The 20,512-nt window shown below is 70.1% G+C and carries 12 protein-coding genes and 1 pseudogene; 2 read left to right on the forward strand and 11 right to left on the reverse strand.

Translation table 11 applies throughout. From position 1 onward, the window contains the following. Positions 1 to 80: 80 nt before the first annotated feature. The 4 genes from Sfulv_RS09250 to rplU form a co-directional block, all read right to left on the reverse strand. The gene (locus tag Sfulv_RS09250; protein ID WP_173313242.1) at positions 81 to 1,583 is read right to left on the reverse strand and encodes a bifunctional cytidylyltransferase/SDR family oxidoreductase; all 1,503 of its coding nucleotides are present in this window, start codon (positions 1,581 to 1,583) and stop codon (positions 81 to 83) included. A gap of 379 nt (positions 1,584 to 1,962) precedes the next feature. Further along, positions 1,963 to 3,399 (reverse strand): GTPase ObgE, encoded by a 1,437-nt coding sequence (gene obgE, locus Sfulv_RS09255; protein WP_173313243.1) that lies wholly within the window; start codon positions 3,397 to 3,399, stop codon positions 1,963 to 1,965. Between the two features lie 142 nt (positions 3,400 to 3,541). Further along, positions 3,542 to 3,799: a 50S ribosomal protein L27 gene (gene rpmA, locus Sfulv_RS09260; protein WP_015608479.1), complete on the reverse strand. Its 258-nt coding sequence runs from the start codon at positions 3,797 to 3,799 to the stop codon at positions 3,542 to 3,544. A 14-nt stretch (positions 3,800 to 3,813) separates the two neighbouring features. Then, the gene (gene rplU / locus Sfulv_RS09265) at positions 3,814 to 4,134 is read right to left on the reverse strand and encodes a 50S ribosomal protein L21 (RefSeq protein WP_173313244.1); all 321 of its coding nucleotides are present in this window, start codon (positions 4,132 to 4,134) and stop codon (positions 3,814 to 3,816) included. A gap of 283 nt (positions 4,135 to 4,417) precedes the next feature. Between rplU and Sfulv_RS09270 the strand changes: the two genes are divergently transcribed. Further along, on the forward strand, positions 4,418 to 5,029 hold the full coding sequence (locus Sfulv_RS09270) for an acyltransferase (RefSeq protein ID WP_173313245.1): 612 nt from the start codon (positions 4,418 to 4,420) through the stop codon (positions 5,027 to 5,029). 210 nt (positions 5,030 to 5,239) lie between these two features. Next, positions 5,240 to 6,418 (forward strand): acyltransferase family protein, encoded by a 1,179-nt coding sequence (locus Sfulv_RS09275; protein WP_173313246.1) that lies wholly within the window; start codon positions 5,240 to 5,242, stop codon positions 6,416 to 6,418. A 66-nt stretch (positions 6,419 to 6,484) separates the two neighbouring features. On the opposite strand, the gene Sfulv_RS09280 is transcribed toward Sfulv_RS09275, so the two are convergent. From Sfulv_RS09280 to Sfulv_RS09310, 7 genes and pseudogenes are all read right to left on the reverse strand, one after another. Then, positions 6,485 to 7,768, reverse strand: a complete 1,284-nt coding sequence (locus tag Sfulv_RS09280; protein ID WP_173313247.1) for a nucleotide sugar dehydrogenase — start codon at positions 7,766 to 7,768, stop codon at positions 6,485 to 6,487. Further along, on the reverse strand, positions 7,765 to 9,393 hold the full coding sequence (locus Sfulv_RS09285) for a glycosyltransferase family 2 protein (protein ID WP_173313248.1): 1,629 nt from the start codon (positions 9,391 to 9,393) through the stop codon (positions 7,765 to 7,767). Before Sfulv_RS09285 ends, Sfulv_RS09280 begins: the two co-directional genes overlap by 4 nt. Continuing rightward, the gene (locus Sfulv_RS09290; protein ID WP_246353065.1) at positions 9,390 to 10,973 is read right to left on the reverse strand and encodes a glycosyltransferase family 4 protein; all 1,584 of its coding nucleotides are present in this window, start codon (positions 10,971 to 10,973) and stop codon (positions 9,390 to 9,392) included. The genes Sfulv_RS09285 and Sfulv_RS09290 overlap by 4 nt, the downstream gene beginning before the upstream one ends. 23 nt (positions 10,974 to 10,996) lie before the next feature. Continuing rightward, the gene (locus Sfulv_RS09295) at positions 10,997 to 13,552 is read right to left on the reverse strand and encodes a glycosyltransferase family 4 protein (RefSeq protein WP_256668848.1); all 2,556 of its coding nucleotides are present in this window, start codon (positions 13,550 to 13,552) and stop codon (positions 10,997 to 10,999) included. A gap of 131 nt (positions 13,553 to 13,683) precedes the next feature. Continuing rightward, on the reverse strand, positions 13,684 to 14,694 hold the full coding sequence (locus tag Sfulv_RS09300) for a Gfo/Idh/MocA family protein (RefSeq protein ID WP_173313249.1): 1,011 nt from the start codon (positions 14,692 to 14,694) through the stop codon (positions 13,684 to 13,686). Beyond that, positions 14,691 to 15,809, reverse strand: a complete 1,119-nt coding sequence (locus Sfulv_RS09305) for a DegT/DnrJ/EryC1/StrS family aminotransferase (RefSeq protein ID WP_173313250.1) — start codon at positions 15,807 to 15,809, stop codon at positions 14,691 to 14,693. The genes Sfulv_RS09300 and Sfulv_RS09305 overlap by 4 nt, the downstream gene beginning before the upstream one ends. Positions 15,810 to 16,142: 333 nt before the next feature. Then, positions 16,143 to 20,323: pseudogene (locus Sfulv_RS09310) on the reverse strand (Rne/Rng family ribonuclease). Positions 20,324 to 20,512 lie beyond the last annotated feature (189 nt).

A 20,512-nucleotide genomic window follows, 5' to 3' on the forward strand; every position in this document is an offset into this window, starting at 1 on the left:
AAGACGGAACTTCACGCATTCGGGCCTCTGCATTCGCGAAATGCGATTACAGAGGCCCGAAAGAGAACATTTGCCGAGAATTATGACACATCTTCCTGACGGTCGAGCACGGAGGCCAGGGCCTGCTCGAAACCGGAGGAACCGGAGACGTCACTGGTCGGGTCCTGCTGCCGGACGTCGATGACGTGACCGGTCATCGCGGACAGCAGCACGTCCAGCGAGGTCCTGGCCACCGCCTCCGAGGAGAGCAGCGAACCGTCCGGCTCCTGGCCGAACGCCTTGGTGCGCATCGGCGTCGCCGTGCGCTCCGGGTTGACGCAGTTCACCCGGATGCCCTCACCCGCCCACTCGTCGGCGAGCGCCTGGGTGAGGTTCACCATCGCGGCCTTGGTGGAGGAGTACAGGCTGTACTCGGCGCGGCCCCGCGTGTAGCTGCTGGAGGTGTACAGGAGCAGCTGCCCCCTGGTCTCCGCGAGGTACTTGTACGAGGCGCGGGCGATCTGGACCGGCGCCAGGTAGTTGACGTTCAGCGCCTCCTGGATCGTCGTGTTGTCCGTCTCCGCCAGCTTGCCGATGCGCAGCACGCCGGCGGTGTTGATGACGTAGTCGATGCGCCCGGTCTCCGCGTACGCCTTGGACAGCGCGTCGTCGACGTGCTCCGGGTTCTCGACGTGCGTGCCGGTGGTGGAGCGGCCCAGCGCGTAGACGCTCGCGCCGTACTGCTCGGCCAGCTTCGCGATGTCGGCGCCGATGCCGTACGAGCCGCCGAAGACGACCAGCGTCCTGCCCGACAGCAGCTCGCGGTAGGCGGCCTCGTCGGCCTGGCGGGGGGCCGCGGTGGAGGCCAGCTGGAAGAGCTTGTCCGTGATGAAGACGTCGACCGGCTGGGTCACCTTCATGTTGTACTCGTCGCCCGCGACCACGTAGATCGGCACGTCGGGGAGGTACCGCAGGACCACCGAACAGTCGTCGGTGGCCTGGAAGTTGGGGTCACCCGCGGCGATCTTGTACGCCTTGCGGATCGTCGAGAGCTTGAACGCCTGCGGGGTCTGCCCGCGGCGCAGCCGGGACCGGTCCGGCACGTCGGTGATGAACTCGCCGTCCCCGCCGTGGGTCCGGGTGACGATGATCGTGTCCGCGGACGGGATGGCGACATCGACGGCCTCGTAGCGGTCGAGGGCGTCGACGCAGTCCTTGATGACGCGCTGTGACAGCAGGGGGCGGACCGCGTCGTGGAAGAGGACGTTGCGGTCCTCGCCCTCGGCGAGGCCCTCACCGAGGGCGGCGATGGCCCGCTCGGTGGTCTCGTTACGGGTGCTGCCACCCTCGATGACCCTGGTGACCTTGGTCAGCCCGGCCTTGGCGACGATCTTCTCGACGTCGGGCACGAAACCGGGTGCCATCAGGACGATCACGTCATCGATGTCCTCGGCGTTCTGGAAGACGGTCAGCGTGTGCTCGATGACTGCCTTGCCGGCGATCTTCAGCAGCTGCTTGGGGATCGACAGTCCGACGCGCTGACCGGTACCACCGGCGAGTACGACAGCAGTGGTCCGGGGCTTGGCGTGGTGCGGCACAGACACAGACGACCTACCTTGCGATGGCGAGGGAACAGTGTGATGGTCGCACTCTCCGTGACCGTCTCGCAAGGCGGACGTCGATCGGCGCACGCCTTGCGGAAACCCGCAGTTCACCGCCTGGTCAGGGAGGTTGGGCTCCGGCGGGGGTGTACGGGCCGTGACCGACCCCACAGACGTGTTACCCAATTCGTACACCGTCGGCGCCATCCGGCTGCCGCCACCAGGCAATTGTGCCCAGTGTGACGGTGGGTGCCCGCTGCGACACGACGGATCAGGCGGTCGTGTGACGCCTTCTGTGATGCGGGTGAGGCCCGTGCGCCACCGTTCACGCCGGTGTCGCACGGGCCTCACCCGCTCCGTACTCGGTTCGCCCGCCCGCTGTCTAGAAGGGGTCGAACTCGTCGTACTCGCGCTGCGGGTCGTCGCGCTCCCCGTCCCGGTCCCGACGACGCTGCGCGGCGGGCCGCGGTGCCTCCAGGCGGTGGTCCTCGCCGCGGCGGCCCAGCATCTCGGCGCCGGCCATCATGCTCGGCTCCCAGTCGAAGACGACCGAGTTCTCGTCGGAGCCGATGGCCACGGCGTCGCCTGCGTGGGCACCCGCCTTGCGCAGCGCGTCCTCGACGCCGAGGCGGCTGAGCCGGTCGGCGAGGTAGCCGACGGCCTCGTCGTTGTTGAAGTCCGTCTGACGGATCCAGCGCTCGGGCTTCTCGCCCCGCACGCGGTACACGCCCTCGTCGTCCAGCTTGACGGTGAAGCCCGCGTCGTCGACGGCCTTCGGGCGGATGATCACCCGGGTCGACTCCTCGGCCGGCTTGGCGGCGCGCGCCTCGGCGATGATCCCGCCGAGGGCGTACGAGAGCTCGTTCAGGCCCTTGTGCGCGATGGCCGAGACCTCGAAGACGCGGTACCCGCGGGCCTCCAGGTCCGGGCGGATGATGTCGGCGAGGTCCTGGCCGTCCGGGATGTCGACCTTGTTGAGGGCGACGATGCGCGGCCGGTCCTCCAGACCGCCGTACAGCCGGAGCTCCTCCTCGATCATGTCGAGGTCGGACAGCGGGTCACGGTCCGACTCCAGCGTCGCGGTGTCCAGGACGTGCACCAGCACCGAGCAGCGCTCGACGTGACGCAGGAACTCGAGCCCGAGGCCCTTGCCCTGGCTGGCGCCGGGGATGAGGCCGGGGACGTCCGCGATCGTGTACACGGTCGATCCGGCGGTGACGACGCCCAGGTTCGGGACGAGGGTCGTGAACGGGTAGTCCGCGATCTTCGGCTTGGCGGCCGAGAGCACCGAGATCAGCGAGGACTTGCCGGCGCTCGGGTAACCCACGAGTGCGACGTCCGCGACGGTCTTGAGCTCCAGGACGATGTCCCGGCTCTCGCCCGGCTCGCCCAGCAGCGCGAAGCCGGGGGCCTTGCGGCGGGCGGAGGCGAGCGCGGCGTTGCCGAGGCCGCCGCGGCCGCCCTGGCCCGCTACGAAGACGGTGCCCTGGCCGACCAGGTCGGCGAGTACGTTGCCTTCCTTGTCGAGGACGACCGTGCCGTCGGGCACCGGCAGCACGAGGTCCTGGCCGTCCTTGCCCGAACGGTTGTCACCCGCACCGGGCTGGCCGTTGGTGGCCTTGCGGTGAGGGCTGTGGTGATAGTCCAGCAGCGTGGTGACGGACTGCTCGACGACGAGGATCACGTCGCCGCCACGGCCGCCGTTGCCCCCGTCGGGGCCTCCCAGCGGCTTGAACTTCTCACGGTGGACGGAGGCCACGCCGTGGCCTCCGTTACCTGCGGCGGCATGCAGCTCGACGCGGTCCACGAAGGTGGTCATGGATGGTGCCTCCTGGTAAATACGGGAATGTCTCTGTACGTCTGTGTACGTAACACGCCGAGGGCGGACCCGCTTCCCCGATAACCGGGAAAGCTGAGATCCGCCCTCGGAAGGTGCTGTGCCGTTCTGCGCGCGCCTGAGATCAGACGGCGAGCGGAACGATGTTCACGACCTTGCGGCCACGGTGCGTACCGAACTCCACCGCACCGGCGGTCAGCGCGAACAGCGTGTCGTCGCCGCCACGGCCGACGCCCGTGCCCGGGTGGAAGTGGGTACCGCGCTGGCGGACCAGGATCTCACCGGCGTTGACGGCCTGACCGCCGAAGCGCTTCACGCCGAGCCGCTGAGCATTGGAATCGCGCCCGTTCCGAGTGGAGGATGCGCCCTTCTTATGTGCCATGTCTCCTCAGTCCCTTACTTCGCAGCCGCGGGGATACCGGTGACCTTGATCGCCGTGTACTGCTGGCGGTGACCCTGGCGACGGCGGTAGCCGGTCTTGTTCTTGTAGCGAAGGATGTCGATCTTCGCGCCCTTGTGGTGGTCCACGATCTCGGCCTGGACCTTGATCCCGTCCAGCACCCACGGGTCGCTGGTGACGGCGTCGCCGTCGACCACGAGCAGCGTAGAGAGCTCTACGGTGTCGCCGACCTGGGCGGTGGGAATCTTGTCAACCTCAACGATGTCGCCGACAGCTACCTTGTGCTGGCGACCACCGCTGCGCACGATGGCGTACACGCGGATCTCTCTTTCGCTCGGAACGGATCCCCTGAAGCCAGCCGCCCGCGCAGGCAGAGCCCACGACGGTCCGGAAGGATGAGCGGCCTCTCCACGACGGACGACGCGAACGCCGAGGCCGGGAGGGATGTGCTCAGGGGTAGGCGCAGGCAAACACGCCGAGGGTCAAGGCTACGGGGCGGGGCGCGGGGGGTCAAACCGGGTTCGGTGCCCCGCGCGCGGACTGCTTCGCCGGGGGATCGTATGCTCTCCGGGCAACTCCGCTCTCCGGAAGGCGCCTCCCGTGAACTACCGAGTCCAGCCCACCGCCCAGGTCGACGAACGCGCCGAGATCGGCGAAGGCAGCAGCGTCTGGGAACTCGCGCAGATCCGTGAGGGCGCCAGGCTCGGTGAGGGCTGCGTCGTCGGCCGCGGTGCGTACGTGGGCACCGGGGTACAGATCGGCGACAACGTCAAGATCCAGAACTACGCCCTGGTCTACGAGCCGGCCGAGCTCGGCGACGGCGTCTTCGTCGGTCCGGCCGTCGTCCTCACCAACGACCACAACCCGCGCTCCGTCGACCCCGACGGCAAGCAGAAGCGCGGCGGCGACTGGGAGGCCGTGGGTGTGAAGGTCGCGGAGGGCGCGTCCCTCGGCGCGCGGTCGGTCTGCGTGGCGCCGCTCCGGGTCGGACGCTGGGCCATGGTGGCGGCGGGCGCCGTGGTCACCAGGGATGTTCCCGACTTCGGACTGGTCGTGGGCGTACCCGCCCGTCGGATCGGCTGGGTGGGCAGGGCGGGGGAAAAACTCTTCGAGCGCGCGGACGAGCCGGGTGTCTGGGAGTGCCCTCGGACGGGCGCCCTGCACGACGAGAGCGACGGCGTCCTCACCGAGCGTGCCGACCGGACGCTCTGACCCGAAGTTCTCACGGACATCCCGCGCCGGTCCGACGCCGTGAACCGGTGACCCCGCTTCACGGCTTCCCCAGGACCGTACGGCGCATCGTCGGCAGAGCCCGCCGGTCCGCGTCCGCACGCACCCCGGTCTTCGTCTGTCCGCGAGCTCTCTAGGATGACCGGACGCAGCACCGATCCGAGGTGCCCGGTACAAGCCAACGAGGCCGACATGCCCCAGACCGAGGTCCAGGTCTCCAGCCAGACGGCTGGCACCGCGACAGCCCCGCAGCCGAGCCCTGTCAGGACACCCGCGCCGCGGCTGCACGCTCTGGACGCGCTGCGGGTCGTCGCCGCGCTCGCCGTGCTCGCCTTCCACTTCACCGGCGTGGACGCGGCGACGGAAGCCAACTGGGGGGTGCATCCGGAGAAGCTGTTCCCCTGGCTGTACCCGGTGACCTCCTACGGTTCCTACGGCGTCCAGCTGTTCTTCCTGATCAGCGGCTTCGTGATCTGTCTGTCCGCCTGGGACCGGACCCCGGGTCAATTCGTGCGGGCCCGCTTCCTTCGGCTGTTCCCCGCCTACTGGTTCTCGGCCGCCGTCGCGTTCGTGGTGTGGCGCGCCCTGCCGGACGGCTCGCGAACGGGCCCCAGTATCAGTGAGTCCCTGACCAACCTGACGATGCTCCAGGTTCCGCTGGCCGCGCAGCACCTGGTGGGCGCCTACTGGACGTTGTGGGCGGAGCTCACCTTCTACCTGATCTTCCTGCTGGTGATCTGGAAGGGCCTCGACTACCTCCGCGTCAGTGTGTTCTGCTGGCTCTGGCTGCTGGCGAGTGTGCTGATCCAGCAGCAGGGCAACCAGGTACCGCTCCTCGGGATCTTCGCCCAGCCCCTCAACACGGCGCTCTTCGTCGGCGGCATCGCGATGTACCTGATCTACCGTTTCGGCCCCGACCTCAAGCTGTGGGGTCTGCTGGCCGCGAGCTGGCTGGTCATGCAGAGCGACCTCGTACAGCACGCCGACGGGCTCCGTCACGACCGGGGCATGGACCGGCACCCCTATATCGCGCTGGCGCTGGTGACCGTGTTCTACCTGCTTGTACTGGCCGTCGCGCTGCACAGGCTCGACCGGATCCGCTGGACCGGATTCGCCACGCTGGGCGCACTGGTCTACCCGCTCTACCTGCTGCACGAGGAGCTCGGCTGGGCTCTGATCCGGAACCTGTACGGACATCTGGGGGCCTGGCCCACGCTTCTGGCGACCACCGCTGTCATCGTTCTGGCGGCCTGGCTGCTGCACCGGCTGGTGGAGCGGCCGTCCCAGCGCTGGCTGCGCGCACGGCTGGAACAGGAGGCTGCACAGGCGTCGGCCCGCACCGGGCTTACCGGGGTCCGGCCACGCGACTGAGCGCCGATGGATGAGGCCCCGCCCGGCAAGCGCCGGGCGGGGCCTCATCCATCGCCAGGAGCCCGGTCAGCCGCCGATGACGACACGGCGGACACCGGCCCAGTTGGCCGGGTCCGTCGTGCGGCGTCCGTCGACAAGGACGCGGACGTCCGGCAGGTCCGCGGCAGCCAGCTCACGGTACTCGGCGTGGTCGGCCTGGAGGATGGCCGCGGTGACGGCCTGACCCTCGTGCGGGATGAGACCGTGCGCGGTCAGCTCTTCGGCCGTGTACATCGGGTCCGAGACGAACGGCACCGCGCCGCGCGCCTTCAGGGCCTCGACCACGCCGAAGACACCGGAGAAGGCCGTCTCCTTGACACCACCGCGATAGGCGGCGCCCAGCACCAGCACGCCGACGCCGTCCAGGTCGCCGTAGGCGGCGGCCAGCAGGTCCACTGCGTAGGCGGGCATGGCCGCGTTGGCCTCGCGGGCCGCACGCACGACGGTCGCCTCCGGGTCGTTCCACAGGTACATCCGCGGGTAGATCGGGATGCAGTGGCCGCCGACGGCAATGCCGGGCTGGTGGATGTGGCTGTACGGCTGGCTGTTGCAGGCTTCGATGACCTTCTTGACGTCGATGTCGTTCTGGTCGGCGAACCGGGCGAACTGGTTGGCCAGACCGATGTTGACGTCGCGGTACGTGGTCTCGGCGAGCTTCGCCAGCTCCGACGCCTCCGCCGTTCCGAGGTCCCACACGCCGTTGGGGCGCGGCAGGTCCTCGCGCTCGTCGAAGTCGAGCACGGCCTCGTAGAACTCCACCCCTCGCTTCGCGGACGCCTCGTCGATGCCGCCGACGAGCTTGGGGTAGCGGCGCAGGTCGGCGAAGACCCGGCCGGTGAGCACCCGCTCCGGGGAGAACACCAGGTGGAAGTCGTCACCCGGGGTGAGGCCGGAACCCTCGGCGAGCATCGGCGCCCAGCGGGTGCGCGTGGTACCGACCGGCAGGGTGGTCTCGTAGCTGACCAGGGTGCCCGGCTTCAGGCCCGCGGCGATCGCCTTGGTGGCGGAGTCCATCCAGCCGAAGTCCGGGACGCCCTCCGCGTCGACGAAGAGCGGCACGACGACGACCACGGCGTCGGACGCGGCGACCGCCGCCGTGGTGTCCGTCGTCGCGGAGAGCAGGCCGGCGCCCACGGTCTCCTTGAGCTTGACGTCCAGGTCGTGCTCGCCGGGGAACGGCTCGGTGGCCGCGTTGACCAGCCCGACGACGTTCTCGTTGACGTCCGCGCCGATGACCTTGTGGCCCTTGGCGGCGAACTGCACGGCGAGCGGAAGGCCGATCTTGCCGAGCGCGACTACACAGATATTCATCGGGAAATCTTCCTCTTCAGCCTGGACAGCTTGCGGCGCAGCCGCTCACGAAGACCGGAATCGGTCTCCCACAGGGGAGCCGTCGTCATCACGAGACGGCCCTTGGGGTTTCTGTTCACCGAGACCCTGTACGGGACGGCACCCCAGCGACGAGCCAACGGCAGCGGTCTGCCATCGACCTTCACGGGAATCTCGTACGTCGAGCCTGCCACGTCCACGTACACCCGGACGCCCAGCTTGGCCTTCACAGTGTGGACCTGAATCCGCCCGCGCAGCGTCGTCGCCCGTCCTCCGCTGGTGGTTTCCACGGTGCACTCACCTGCCCGGGGAGGCAGTTCATACCCCTTGGGGAGGCGGCGGGCGCCGGGTTTGTCGGCGCTCTTGGGCATGGCACCCTGCGCCAGACGCACGGTCGCGGAGTCTGTCTCACCCAGGACACCGATGCGCACGGAGAGGATCAACCACAGGTCGTCACCGGCCTGCTCCCACTCGGCGGACACCAGTTCCGTGCCCTGTGCCAGTCGTCCGGGGACCGCCTCACCGACCAGCTCGTAGCAGCGGTCGGGCAGCCCGACGGCTTCGTCACGGAAGCCCGGATACAGGGCGAAGGCCCGGCCGCCCTCCAGACGGAAGGGCGGGGCTCCCCGCTCGGCCTCTTCGGTGATCGCCCGGACCAACTCGTCCACAGCACCCACCCGGGCGAGACAGATACGCACCCGGCGCTTGACGTCCAGGGAGTCGCGCAGTGCGTCGGTGAGGTACGCGTCGGCGAGCGCCGCGATCCCGGCGCAGAGCTCGCGCCGGGTCTCCGCGTCCAGGGCGGGGAAGTCGTCCTGGACGAGTTTGGCGAGCTCCCAGGTGAAGTGACGCTTGAAGAGCGCGTCCCGGTGCGGGCCCGGTTCCACGAGTGAGGCCGCGTGCTTCATGATCGCGTCCGTACACCGTAGCCGGGACAGATGATCCGCACGGTACGTGATGTTGCTGGCGTCTCCCCGCTTCACCGCGTAGTAGAACGTGTAGTCCGAAAGGACCGAGATCTTTCGAGCGCGGACGCACGCCTCGATGGTGAACGGCTGGTCGCTGCCGACCGGCAGGTCCTCGGGGAACCGCAGCTTGTGCTTCTCGACGAGCGAGCGACGGAAGAGCTTGGTGTTCGCCAGCGTGAAGGGGAGGCTCGACTCGAACATGTCGAGGTCCGGGTCGTTCTTCGCGTACAGCTTCTGGTGGACGTAGCGGCCATTGGTTCCGACCATCTTGCCGATGACCACGTCGGAGTCGTGCTCGTCCGCGTAGGCCACCATGCGCTCCAGGGCTTCCTCGCCCAGGTAGTCGTCAGAGCCTACGAAGTACACGAACCGTCCGGTGGCCACGTCCAGCGCCCGGTTGCTGGGCGCCGCGGGGCCACCGGAGTTGGCCTGGTGGATGACCTTGACCGTACCGGGGTACCGCTCGGCGAACCGGTCGAGCTCGGCAGCGCTCGCGTCGGTCGAGCCGTCGTCAACCGCCACGACCTCGAGCCGGTCGAGACCGATGCTCTGCGCGACGAGCGAGTTCAAGCACTCCGTCAGGTAAGGCATCGTGTTGTACACGGCAACAACCACACTGACGTCGGGGACCGTCGTCATCGTCCGTCTTCCGCCCTCTCGCGGTCGGAGAGCAGGTTGGTGTACAGCTCGTCGAGGACCTCGGCCTGAGCCTCCCAGGTCCAGGTGTCGAGCAGACCGGGCTTGTCGTACGCCGCGCGGTAGCGCTCCGGATCGGACAGCACCTGCTTGATCGCACGGACCAGATCGGGGACGTCCTCGGCGACGCACACCTCGCCCTGGCCGGTCGAACGGGTCACCTCGGACATGGTCTTCACATCACTGACGACCAGCGGCAGCCGTGCGTGCGAGTACTCGAAGAACTTGGTGATCAGAGCGATCTCATGGTTCGGCCAGTGATGGATCGGGATACAGCCGACATCCGCCGCCGAGAGGAACGCGACGACCTGCCCGTGCGGTACGTACGGCACCGCGTGCAGACGACCGCCCGCCCCCAGCTCCTCCGCCCGGGCCAGGAGGCTTCTTATGTAGGCGGCCGCAGGGCTGGGAACGACGAGCGCCATGTGTACGCCGTCCAGGTGCGGCAGTGCCTCGACCATGTCTCCGAGGCCGCGCTGCGGACCGGGGGAACCACTGTAGACAACCAGCGGAACATCCGGACCGATGCCGCACAGCTCCCGTAGATCAGGTCCGGGCGTGGCGGCGTCCTCCTGCCGCTCGACCGGCCGGTCGGGCGCGTTGAGGACGACCGAGGGCTGCCCGGCCAGGGAGTGGCGCTCACGCAGCAGGTCCGCGAGGCCCTCTGAGACGGTGACAACCGCGTCGGCGAACGGCGCGTACTCACTCTCGTGTGCCGTGTTGCCCGGAATCCAGTGCGCGTTGTCCTCCCAGGGACGCACGCCCGGCAGGAACTCGTGGGCGTCCCAGACCAGCTTCACCTGACGGCCTGCCGCCCTGGCACGGACCGCGGCACGGGCGCCGACACCGAGCATCCGGAAGTCGTTGGCATGGATCAGATCGGGCTTGAGCGCGTCGATCTCCTTGCCATACGTCAGTTCGTAGTCCCAGAGTGCGGGTTCCAGCCTGCGCCAGGCCCGCTTCCCCTTGGCCGCCTTCCAGGCCGCCGTGAATGCCCGGTCCAGCGGACCCTGAAGCCGGCGCCCGGCCTTCTGGGCCTCGGTGGCCTGCCGGGAACGGAACTCCACCCAGCGCTGCATCACCTTCGACGTCGGCCCTGCCAGAGCCAGACGGGTCTGCTCGGACCTGCGGAACGCGGGGGTGCCGACCGCCTGCGGTGCCACCTTGAGCGCGGCTCGACGCGTGGCGACATCGGCACGCCACGCCTTCGCCCACTGACGCCGGTAGGCGGCGAGGGGGCCGGGCGGATACGCCAGAGGCCGACGCAGCAGCGACCGATGCCTCTCGGCATGACGCTTGGCCAGAGGCGTCTTCAGCGGCAGCAGGCGCACCTCGGCGTCGCCCAGCTTCCAGCTGCGGCCGCTGCCGGAACGCACAAGGCCCAGCAGCGTCACGTCCCAGCCGGCTGCCGCCATGGATTCGGCAGCCTTCTGGACCCGCGAATCGCCTTCGACCTTGTTGTCGACCAGCATGACGACCCGGCCCTTGCCGGGTCTGCCCATGCCGAGTTCCTGCGTCTCCATCAACAACCTTTCCTCCGGACTCGTCACTTGAGAAAACCGCTCAGTACTTGTGCGGTCCAACGTCCGTCGTGATAAGTGCGTGCGAATTCCGACGAGGCGCGGCCCACGGCCGCGGTTCCCTCGCGATCGTCGAGCAGGGAGCCGAGCACCTCGCGCAAGGTGTCCGGAGTGGCGCTGACGATCGGCAGCTCGCCGTTGGTCGCCGCCTTCACACCATCGCTGATGTAACCGACCACCGGTTTGCCCGCAGCCATCGCCTCCACGGCGAACGTGCCGTAGCTGCCCGTGGTGAACTGGTCCAGGACCAGGTCACTCTCCTTGACCAGAGCCTGCATCTCGGCCCAGGGGATGTTCTCGGCGCACCTGAAGTCGATCACGCCACGCTCATGCAGTTCGGTGAGTACGGGCATGATCCGGTCCGTGCCCTTCGTCCAGCGCTTGGACGGGGCGTGCATCACGACAGGGCGCTTGCGCTCCATCGTGGGAGCTTCGACCGCCCACGACGCGACATCCACCACGAGGGGTGCCCACCGTGCCGACGGCAGGTCGTCCAGGAGGTCGGGCGTCGTCACGAAGAGCGGCAGCCCGCACTCGTCAGCGATCCTCCGGTTCACCTCGGCCTTGCTCCGGAGCTTCTCGGCGATGCCGTCGGGAGCGTCCCGGAACAGCGAGTACTCGTGACGCTCCATATGACGAACGGGGTTGCGGATGTCGCTTCCGTGCGACAGCAGCGCCACCTTGATACGCGCCTTGCGCAAGGCTGCCAGGTCACCCGCGATCGTGTCACCGTTGAGCCGTCCGAACACCGGCATGAAGGCATCGACGATCAGGTGGGTGTAGCGGCCGACCACCCGCTTCACCTGCTCCAGCTGGACATCGAGCTCGCCGAGCCGGGCCGCGTCGACATAGACGTCGGCAGGGTAGTCGAACGTATCGGCCCGGTGGTTCATCACGACTTCGACGGACACATCCGCGTTCGCCTGCGACACGGCCTGCGCGAAGGCCGCTCCCTGACCCGCGTAGTTGGCCGGGCCGATACCCAGCTTGATCCGCGTGGAGCCGAGAGGAGTCCACACCGGTACACCGGACTTGCCGCTGCTCGCGCCGATCGGCGCGGCTCCTGGGGTCTCCCCGACCGTCCAGGACACCTCGGTGGCAGGCACCGGCGGGATCTTCTTCGACAGGCTGCGATACAGCTTCAGGAGCCCCGCACTCTGCTGCTCCCAGGAGAGCTCCTTGAGCACGTCCTCGGTGATGTTCCCGGCCAGTTCGTCGCGGCGCTCCAGTGCGCGGGAAGCGGCAGCCGCGAACGTGGTCGGGTCGTCCCAGGTGAAGACCTCTCCGAGCTTCTTCTCCTCCACGTACGCCTTGATCACACGGACGTCGCTCGTGACCAGCGGAAGTCCGGCCTGAAGGTACTCGGACACCTTCGTCGGGAGGGAGACCTCACAGTTGGGGACCCGCCTGAACGGAGTCAGTCCCACATCCGCCGAGGACAGGTAGTCGGCGACTTCGTGCTGCAGGACGTACGGCACGAGGTGGATGCGGTCACGCACGCCGAGCGACACGGATGTTTCCAGCAGTTGCTCCAGAAGCGGATTCACCCGGCTGCACACGAGCGCCAGGTGCACGCCAGGGAGTTCGGGGAGGCCGTTGATGACGGCGTCCACACCGCGTTCCGGGCCCAGCCAGCCCGAGTACACCATCAGCGGGACCTCCGGACCGAGACCGCAGACCTCGCGGACGGACGACCGCACCGATCCGGAGCCGATCACTTCACGGACCGGGGAGTTGCCCACCACCACAGGAAGCTCGGAGAGCTTGTGGTCGTTCTTGAGCAGCTCAGCGAGTTGCGGGGAGACGGTGACCACCGCGTCGGCCCGGCCGATGTACTCGGCCTCGGCGGCGGGAAGAGCCCATGCCTGCCGCGGGTTGGGCCACTCGACGCCGCGGATGTACTCGTGCGCGTCGTACAGCCAGGCGCACCGGTGACCGCTCGCCCGGAGCCTGGCGGCACTGCGCGCAGCCGTCACGATCATGGTGGCGTCGTTGGCGTGGATGACGTCCGGCTTGAGCTCCTCGATCACGGGGCCGTACGCCAGGTCCAGATCCACCAGCTGAGGCCAGTCACGACGCCAGTCACGGACCGGACCGGGATCCTTCGGCGTCCGGCGCTGTTCCCATTTGAAGGCACGCATCCGCAGCCGGTAGACGGCGCGGCGGGCACGCAGTATCGCTTTGAGCGACGCCCGCCGGGGCGCGCCCGACCAGACCGTCTCGGCGGAGGTCTCGCGGACCCAGGCCCGGTAGGAAGCACGGTAGTGGTTCAGTGCCGCCTGGTCGGGGAAGCGGAACTGGGTCATGGCGCCACGCAGCGGATGCGCCCTACGTGCCTTCACCGACCGCCCGTACTCAGCGGGCACGGGCACGCGGACGACGTCTATCGGACCCATACGTGACCGCTGGACGCGCTTTGTATCGCTCCTGCCGATCAGCGTGACGTCCCAGCCGTCGCGGGCGGCGGCCACAGCCGTCTTCTGGACCCGCGAGTCGCCCGTGATGCCGTTGGCGACGATCACCGCAAGGCGGGGGGACGGGCAGGGGATTTCATTCTGTACTTCCTCCGGTGGAAGACGAGCGAGCCGGTGCCCGCTTCGCACCTGCTGGAAGTGCGAAGCGGGACGGGCAGACGAACGGAACCTTCGGCAGGTCAGCCGACCGCACTGTCGACGTCGAGACGGATGGTCGTTCCACTCATGGCGGACTCCAGCACCGCCGCCGCCACCTCGACCGTACGCAGCCCCTGTCGCAGGGTGCAGATGTCGGCGGGCTCGCCCAGCACCGCGTCGCGGAAGAGCTCGTGCTCCACGAGCAGCGGCTCACGCTTGGGGATGGCGTAGCGGATCATGTCGCCCTCGGAGACACCGCGGAACGCGCGGAGCGCCTCCCACTCGGTGGTCACCGCGGCGTTGGAGTGGAACGTCAGGTCGGCGGTGAGCGTGTCGGCGATGAAGCAGCCGCGCTCGCCGGTGACCGAGGTGAAGCGCTCCTTGAGCGGGCTCAACCAGTTGACCAGGTGGTTCACCATGGTGCCGTCGGAGAGCTTGCCGACCGCGGAGACCATGTCCTCGTGGGGGCGGCCCGACTTCGACACGGTGTGCGCGGCGATCGAGGTGTACGCCTGGCCGGTCACCCAGCCCGTCAGGTCGATGTCGTGCGTGGCCAGGTCCTTGACCACACCGACATCGGCGATGCGGTGGGGGAAGGGTCCCTGGCGGCGGGTGACGACCTGGTACACGTCGCCGAGTTCGCCGGCCTCCAGGCGGCTGCGCAGTGAGAGCAGCGCGGGGTTGCAGCGCTCGATGTGGCCGACCCCGGCCACCAGGGACCGCGACTCGAAGGCGTCCACCAGGCGGCGGGCGCCCTCGACGGTGTCGGCGAGCGGCTTCTCGATCAGGGCGCAGACCCCGGCGTCGGCCAGCTTCAGACCGACTTCCTCGTGCAGCCCGGTGGGGCACGCCACGACGGCGTAGTCGACGCCGAGGGCGATGAGCTCCTCGACCGTGGACAGGACGGGGGCGCCCTGCGCCCAGCCGTTCTTGTCCCCCATCGGGTCGACGACACCGACCAGCGTCACGCCGTCGAGAGAGGCCAGGACCCGGGCGTGGTGGCGCCCCATGGAGCCCAGACCGATCAGTCCGGCCTTGAGTGCGGGGGTCACAGCTTGGCTCCCAGGGTGTTCACGGCGTTGGCGATGCGTTCGAGCTCGCTCTCGGCGAGCGACGGGTGGACCGGCAGCGAGACGACCTCGGCGGCGGCGCGCTCGGTCTCCGGCAGGTCCCAGGTGCGGCCGGCCTTCTGGTCCGGCTCCCAGTACGGCTTGAGCCGGTGGATCGGCGTCGGGTAGTAGACGGCGTTGCCGACGCCCGCCTCGGTGAGCGCGGCCATCGCGGCGTCGCGGTCGCCCCGTACCCGGATCGTGTACTGGTGGTAGACGTGGCGCGCGCCGTCGGCGACCGGCGGAGTGACCACGGCCGGGGTGGTGATGTGCGCGTCGAGGTACGCGGCGTTGGCGCGGCGCTTCTCGGTCCAGCCGTCGAGCTTCGCCAGCTGTACGCGGCCGACCGCGGCGGCCACGTCCGTCATGCGCATGTTGGCGCCGACGATCTCGTTGGCGTACCGCTGCTCCATGCCCTGGTTGCGCAGGAGGCGCAGGGTACGGGCGAGTTCGGCGTCGGCCGTGGTGACCATGCCGCCTTCGAGGGAGTGCATGTTCTTGGTCGGGTAGAAGCTGAACGTTCCGCCGGAGCCGAAGGCACCCACGGGCGTTCCGCCGAGCGCGGCGGCGTGCGCCTGGCAGGCGTCCTCGACGACGGCGAGCTTGTGCTTCCCGGCGATGGGCATGAGCTTGTCCATCGCCGCCGGGTGACCGTAGAGGTGCACCGGCATGATCGCGGCGGTACGGGGCGTGATCGCCGCCTCGACCGCCGCCGGGTCCAGGCCGAAGCTGCCGGGCTCGATGTCGGCGAAGACGACGTCCGCGCCGACGAGGCGGACCGCGTTGGCGGACGCGGCGAAGGAGAACGAGGGGACGATCACCTCGTCGCCCGGACCGATACCGAGGGCGAGCAGCAGCAGGTGCAGCGCGGAGGTCCCGGAGTTCACCGCGACGCAGTGGCGGCCGTCGACCAGCTCCGAGAAACCTTCCTCGAACGCCGCTACCTCCGGCCCTTGTACGACGCGTCCGCTGCGCAGCACACGTACGGCGGCCTCGATCTCTTCTTCACCGATGACCGGGCGGGCAGCAGGAATCGGCTGCTCGTTGATGCTCGTCATGGACGTCCTCCTTGAACACCGCAAGAGCTCTTTACTGGCAGAGATCTGGGGTGCGGGACGTCTTACGAGGCCGCGCTAACCCCACCGGCGGATTGCCGACGCCCTGCCGAGGAATCCGGGGCCGGCCTGTCCTCCACCGGCACCCGGTCACTGTGTGTGGTCCCATGGAGAAGACCCTCACAGCACAGCAACCGTCGTCACATTATCAGGGATTTGGTGTCCCATTTCGGGGGCGTTAACCGGTGGGCGCATCAGTTCTGGAACAAAGTGCCTGCCCCGCCCCGAAGCTCTCGGGGCGGGGCAGGCGGTGGTGCGCGACCGGCTGTCGAGTGTTCAGCCGGCTGAGGGCTCCGGCTCCTGCGAGGAGGCCGAAGCCGTCACGGAGGGCGACGACTGCTCGGCGGCCACCGTCTTCTTCGAAGCGGCCTTCTTGGCGGTCGTCTTCTTCGCCGCGGTCTTCTTGGCGACCGCCTTCTTGGCAACCGCCTTCTTGGCCGGTGCCTTCTTGGCGGCGGCCTTGCGCGGCGTCTTCCTGGCGGGCGCGGCTGCCTCCTCGTCCGTCCCGGAGGCGGCTTCGGACGTGTCCTTGTCCTTGTCCTCGGACACGGTTTCGGCGGCGGCTTCGGTCGCGGGCGCTTCGGTCGCGGGCGCGGCGGTCACGACGACGACCTCCGCCTCCTGGGCTCCGGCGGGCGAACCCGCGGGCGCGGTGGCCTTACGGGTGGCCCGGCGGCGCGCACGCGGCGGTGCGACCGGAGCGGCTTCCCCGGGCGCGTCGGCGACCGGCACCGACACGACGGGCGACCCGACGACCGGGTCCTCCTCGGCGACCGGCTCGGCCGTCTCGACCGGCTCGGCCTGCTTCGGCGAGCCCGCGGGTGCGGTCGCCTTGCGGGTCGCCCGGCGACGCGTACGGCCCATGACGGGCGCCTCGGCCTCGGGGGCCGGAGCGGCCACCGGGGTCTCGACGACCGGTTCGGGCTCCACGGCCGGCTCGGGCTCCACGGCCGCTGCGGCCTCGGCCACCGGCTCCGGTGCCGTCACCCGCTCGGCCTCGGCCTTGGGGGCACCGGTCGGAGCCGACACCCTGCGGGTCGCACGGCGGCGTCCGCGGCGCCCGGCAGCCGCCTCGGCCTCGGCCGGGCTGCTGTACAGCTCCTCGTCGGGGACGAACTCCGGCTCGGGCAGCGCGATCGGGGCGGCGACCTCCGCCGCCACCTCGGCCTCGCTCTCGCTCTCGCTCTCCAGCTCGTGCTCGTCGGCCTGCTCGTGGTCGTGCTCGTGGACCTGGTCCTGACCCACTCCGCCCCGGCCGCGCTTCTTGGCGCGCTTGCCGCCACCGCCGCCGACCGTGGTCGGCTGCTCCATGTGGACGATGACACCGCGGCCGTTGCAGTGGACGCAGGTCTCGGAGAAGGACTCCAGCAGACCCTGGCCCACCCGCTTGCGGGTCATCTGCACGAGGCCCAGCGAGGTGACCTCGGCCACCTGGTGCTTCGTACGGTCCCGGCCGAGGCACTCCAGCAGGCGCCGCAGCACGAGATCCCGGTTGGACTCCAGCACCATGTCGATGAAGTCGACGACGACGATGCCACCGAGGTCGCGCAGCCGCAGCTGACGCACGATCTCCTCGGCCGCCTCCAGGTTGTTCTTGGTGACGGTCTCCTCCAGGTTCCCGCCCTGGCCGGTGAACTTGCCGGTGTTGACGTCGACGACGACCATCGCCTCGGTCTTGTCGATCACCAGCGAGCCGCCGCTCGGCAGGTAGACCTTGCGGTCCAGCGCCTTCATCAGCTGCTCGTCGATCCGGTACGTCGCGAAGACGTCGACCTCGGAGGTCCAGCGCGACAGCCGGTGCGTGAGGTCCGGAGCCACCTGCGAGACGTAGCCGGAGATGGTCTCCCACGCCTCGTCACCGCTGACGATGACCTTCGAGAAGTCCTCGTTGAAGATGTCGCGGACCACGCGGACGGTCATGTCCGGCTCGCCGTAGAGCAGCGTGGGGGCGTTGGAGCTGCCGTGGCTCTTCGCCTTCCGCTGGATGTCCTCCCACTGCTCCTGCAGCCGCTCGACGTCGCGGCGCAGCTCCTCCTCGCTCGCGCCCTCGGCCGCGGTGCGCACGATGACGCCCGCGTCCTCGGGAACGATCTTCTTGAGGATGGTCTTCAGCCGGGACCGCTCGGTGTCGGGCAGCTTGCGGCTGATCCCGGTCATCGAGCCCTCGGGCACGTAGACCAGGTAGCGGCCGGGCAGCGAGACCTGGCTGGTCAGACGGGCACCCTTGTGGCCGATCGGGTCCTTGGTCACCTGGACGAGGACCGACTGGCCGGACTTGAGCGCGGTCTCGATGCGGCGCGGCCCGTGGGCCATCCCGAGCGCCTCGAAGTTCACCTCACCGGCGTACAGCACGGCGTTGCGGCCCTTGCCGATGTCGACGAAAGCGGCCTCCATGGACGGCAGTACGTTCTGCACCTTGCCCAGGTAGACGTTGCCGACGTAGCTGGTGGCCTGCTCCTTGTTGACGTAGTGCTCGACGAGCACGTTGTCCTCAAGGACACCGATCTGGGTGCGCTCGCCGCTCTGGCGGACGACCATCACCCGCTCGACGGCCTCGCGACGCGCCAGGAACTCCGCCTCGGTGATGATCGGCACCCGGCGGCGGCCCTGCTCGCGGCCTTCGCGGCGGCGCTGCTTCTTGGCCTCCATACGGGTCGAGCCCTTGATGGACTGGACCTCGTCGAAGCCGGTGCCGGGCTCGCGCTCAACCTCCTTCTTGCGGGGCTCGCGGACCTTGACGACCGTACGCTCCGGGTCGTCCGGGCCGTTGTCGGCCTCGGCCGCGCTCTCACCGCTGCGACGGCGACGGCGACGGCGGCGACGGCTGCTGCTGGAGCCGGCGGGCGAGTCGTCGTCGTCATCCTCTTCATCGTCGTGCTCCGGGGCGCGCTCGGCCTCGTCCTCGGTACGGTCCGCGGGGCCTCGTCGCCGTGCTCGGCGTCGTCCAGGTCGTTGCTCTCACCGCGACGGCGGCGACGGCCGCCACGACGACGGCGGCGCGAGGGCCGGTCTCCGTACTCGTCCGTCTCCTCGCCCTCGGGCTCGGCGTCGCTCTCGGCCTCGTGCTCGTCCTCCACAGCCTCCTCGACGGGCGCTGCCACGGGGGCGGCGGCCGGCTCGGCCTCGGCGGCCTCACCACGGCGACGGCGACGGCGGCGCGAACCGCCCTGGGGCGCGGACTCGGCGGGCTCCGGTGTCCGGACCTCCTCGGCGGCGGGCTCGGCCACGGGGGCCTGCTCGGCCTCCTCGACCTCGTCCTCCTCCGGCAGGGGGCTCACGACGGCGGCCGCGGCAGCCGCGGTCTCCGGGGTCTGGAACATCGGCTCGGCGAAGACCGGGGCCTGGAAGACGGCCACGGCCGGGCGCGCCGCGCCACGGCTCCTGCGCGCGGGCTCCTCGACCTTGCCGGTGAACTCCGGCCTGCCGGCGGCGGCGGTCGCCCGGCGGCGCTGACGGCCGCGCGGGGCGGCCTCCTCGACCTGCTCGGGCTCGGTGGCGAGCTCCTCGGCCACGGCCGCGGGAAGGGTCTCGCCGGTTCCGGCGGTCTCCGCGGCGACGTTCTCCGTGGCGTTCGGCTCGGCAGCGGGCGCCTCGGCGGACTGGGGGGCGCCGGCCGGAGCGGTGGCCTTGCGGACCGCGCGGCGGCGGGCACGCGGCGGGGCGGCCTCGACAACAGGTGCTTCGGTGGCCTGGGCCGATTCGGTGACCTCGGCGGCGGGCTCGACAGCCACGGCGGGCTCGGCCGGAGCCTCGGCCTGCGGCGTACCGGCGGGGGCCGAGGCGCGGCGCCTGGTGCGGCCTCGCCGGGCCTCGACGACGGGTGCGGCTTCCGGCTCCTCGGTGGGAGCGGCGGGCTCGGCGACCGCCGCTCCTGCCTCGACGTCCGCGATGTCCTCAGCAGGCTGCGGGGCGCCCGCGGGGGCGGTCGCCTTGCGCACGGCACGACGACGGCCGCGCGGAGCAGCGGCTTCGGGTTCGGCGGGTGCCGGGGCGGCCTCGGCGACGGGCTCGGGCGCCGTCCCGGGCTCGGCCGGGGCCTGCGGGGCGCCGGCCGGAGCCGCCTTACGGACCGCGCGGCGGCGGGCACGCGGCGGGGCGGCCTCGGTGCTGGGTGCCTCGACAGGCTCGGCGGCCTCGGCCGTCACAGGGGCCTCGGCGGCGACGGGGGCCTCAGCGGGCTCGGGGCTCGTACCGGGGGCGCCGGCCGGAGCGGTCGCCTTGCGGACCGCTCGGCGGCGGGCACGCGGCGGGGCGGCGTCGGTGGTCCCGGACTGCGCGGTGGCATCGGCCTGTACGGCCGGCGCGGCGTCCTCGGCGACGGCTTCCGGCGCACCCGCCGACGGCGGGCCCGCGGGACGCGAGGCCGCGCGGCGCCTGCGGCGCGGCGGCAGCTTGTCGCCGGCGGTGTTGGTGTCTTCGGTGGTCCCGTTGGTTCCGGGTTCGGTCGGTTCGAGCATGCGGGCGGTTCTCCCGTCACGCTCCCGGGCGTCGCGCCTGATTCCGGTCCGGCACGGTTCGCGTGTAGTGCGCGATACCGCCGTCCGGGGCGCGGGCGCCGCACGGGAGCTGATGTCTGGCTCGCCGGTTCCGTACGCGGTGTGCGTACGGCCTGGCGAAAGTCTTCTGGTCGGTTCGCGGCCCGACCC

Origin of the sequence: Streptomyces fulvorobeus (assembly GCF_013167895.1) — a bacterium.
Classification (GTDB): Bacteria; Actinomycetota; Actinomycetes; order Streptomycetales; family Streptomycetaceae; genus Streptomyces; species Streptomyces fulvorobeus.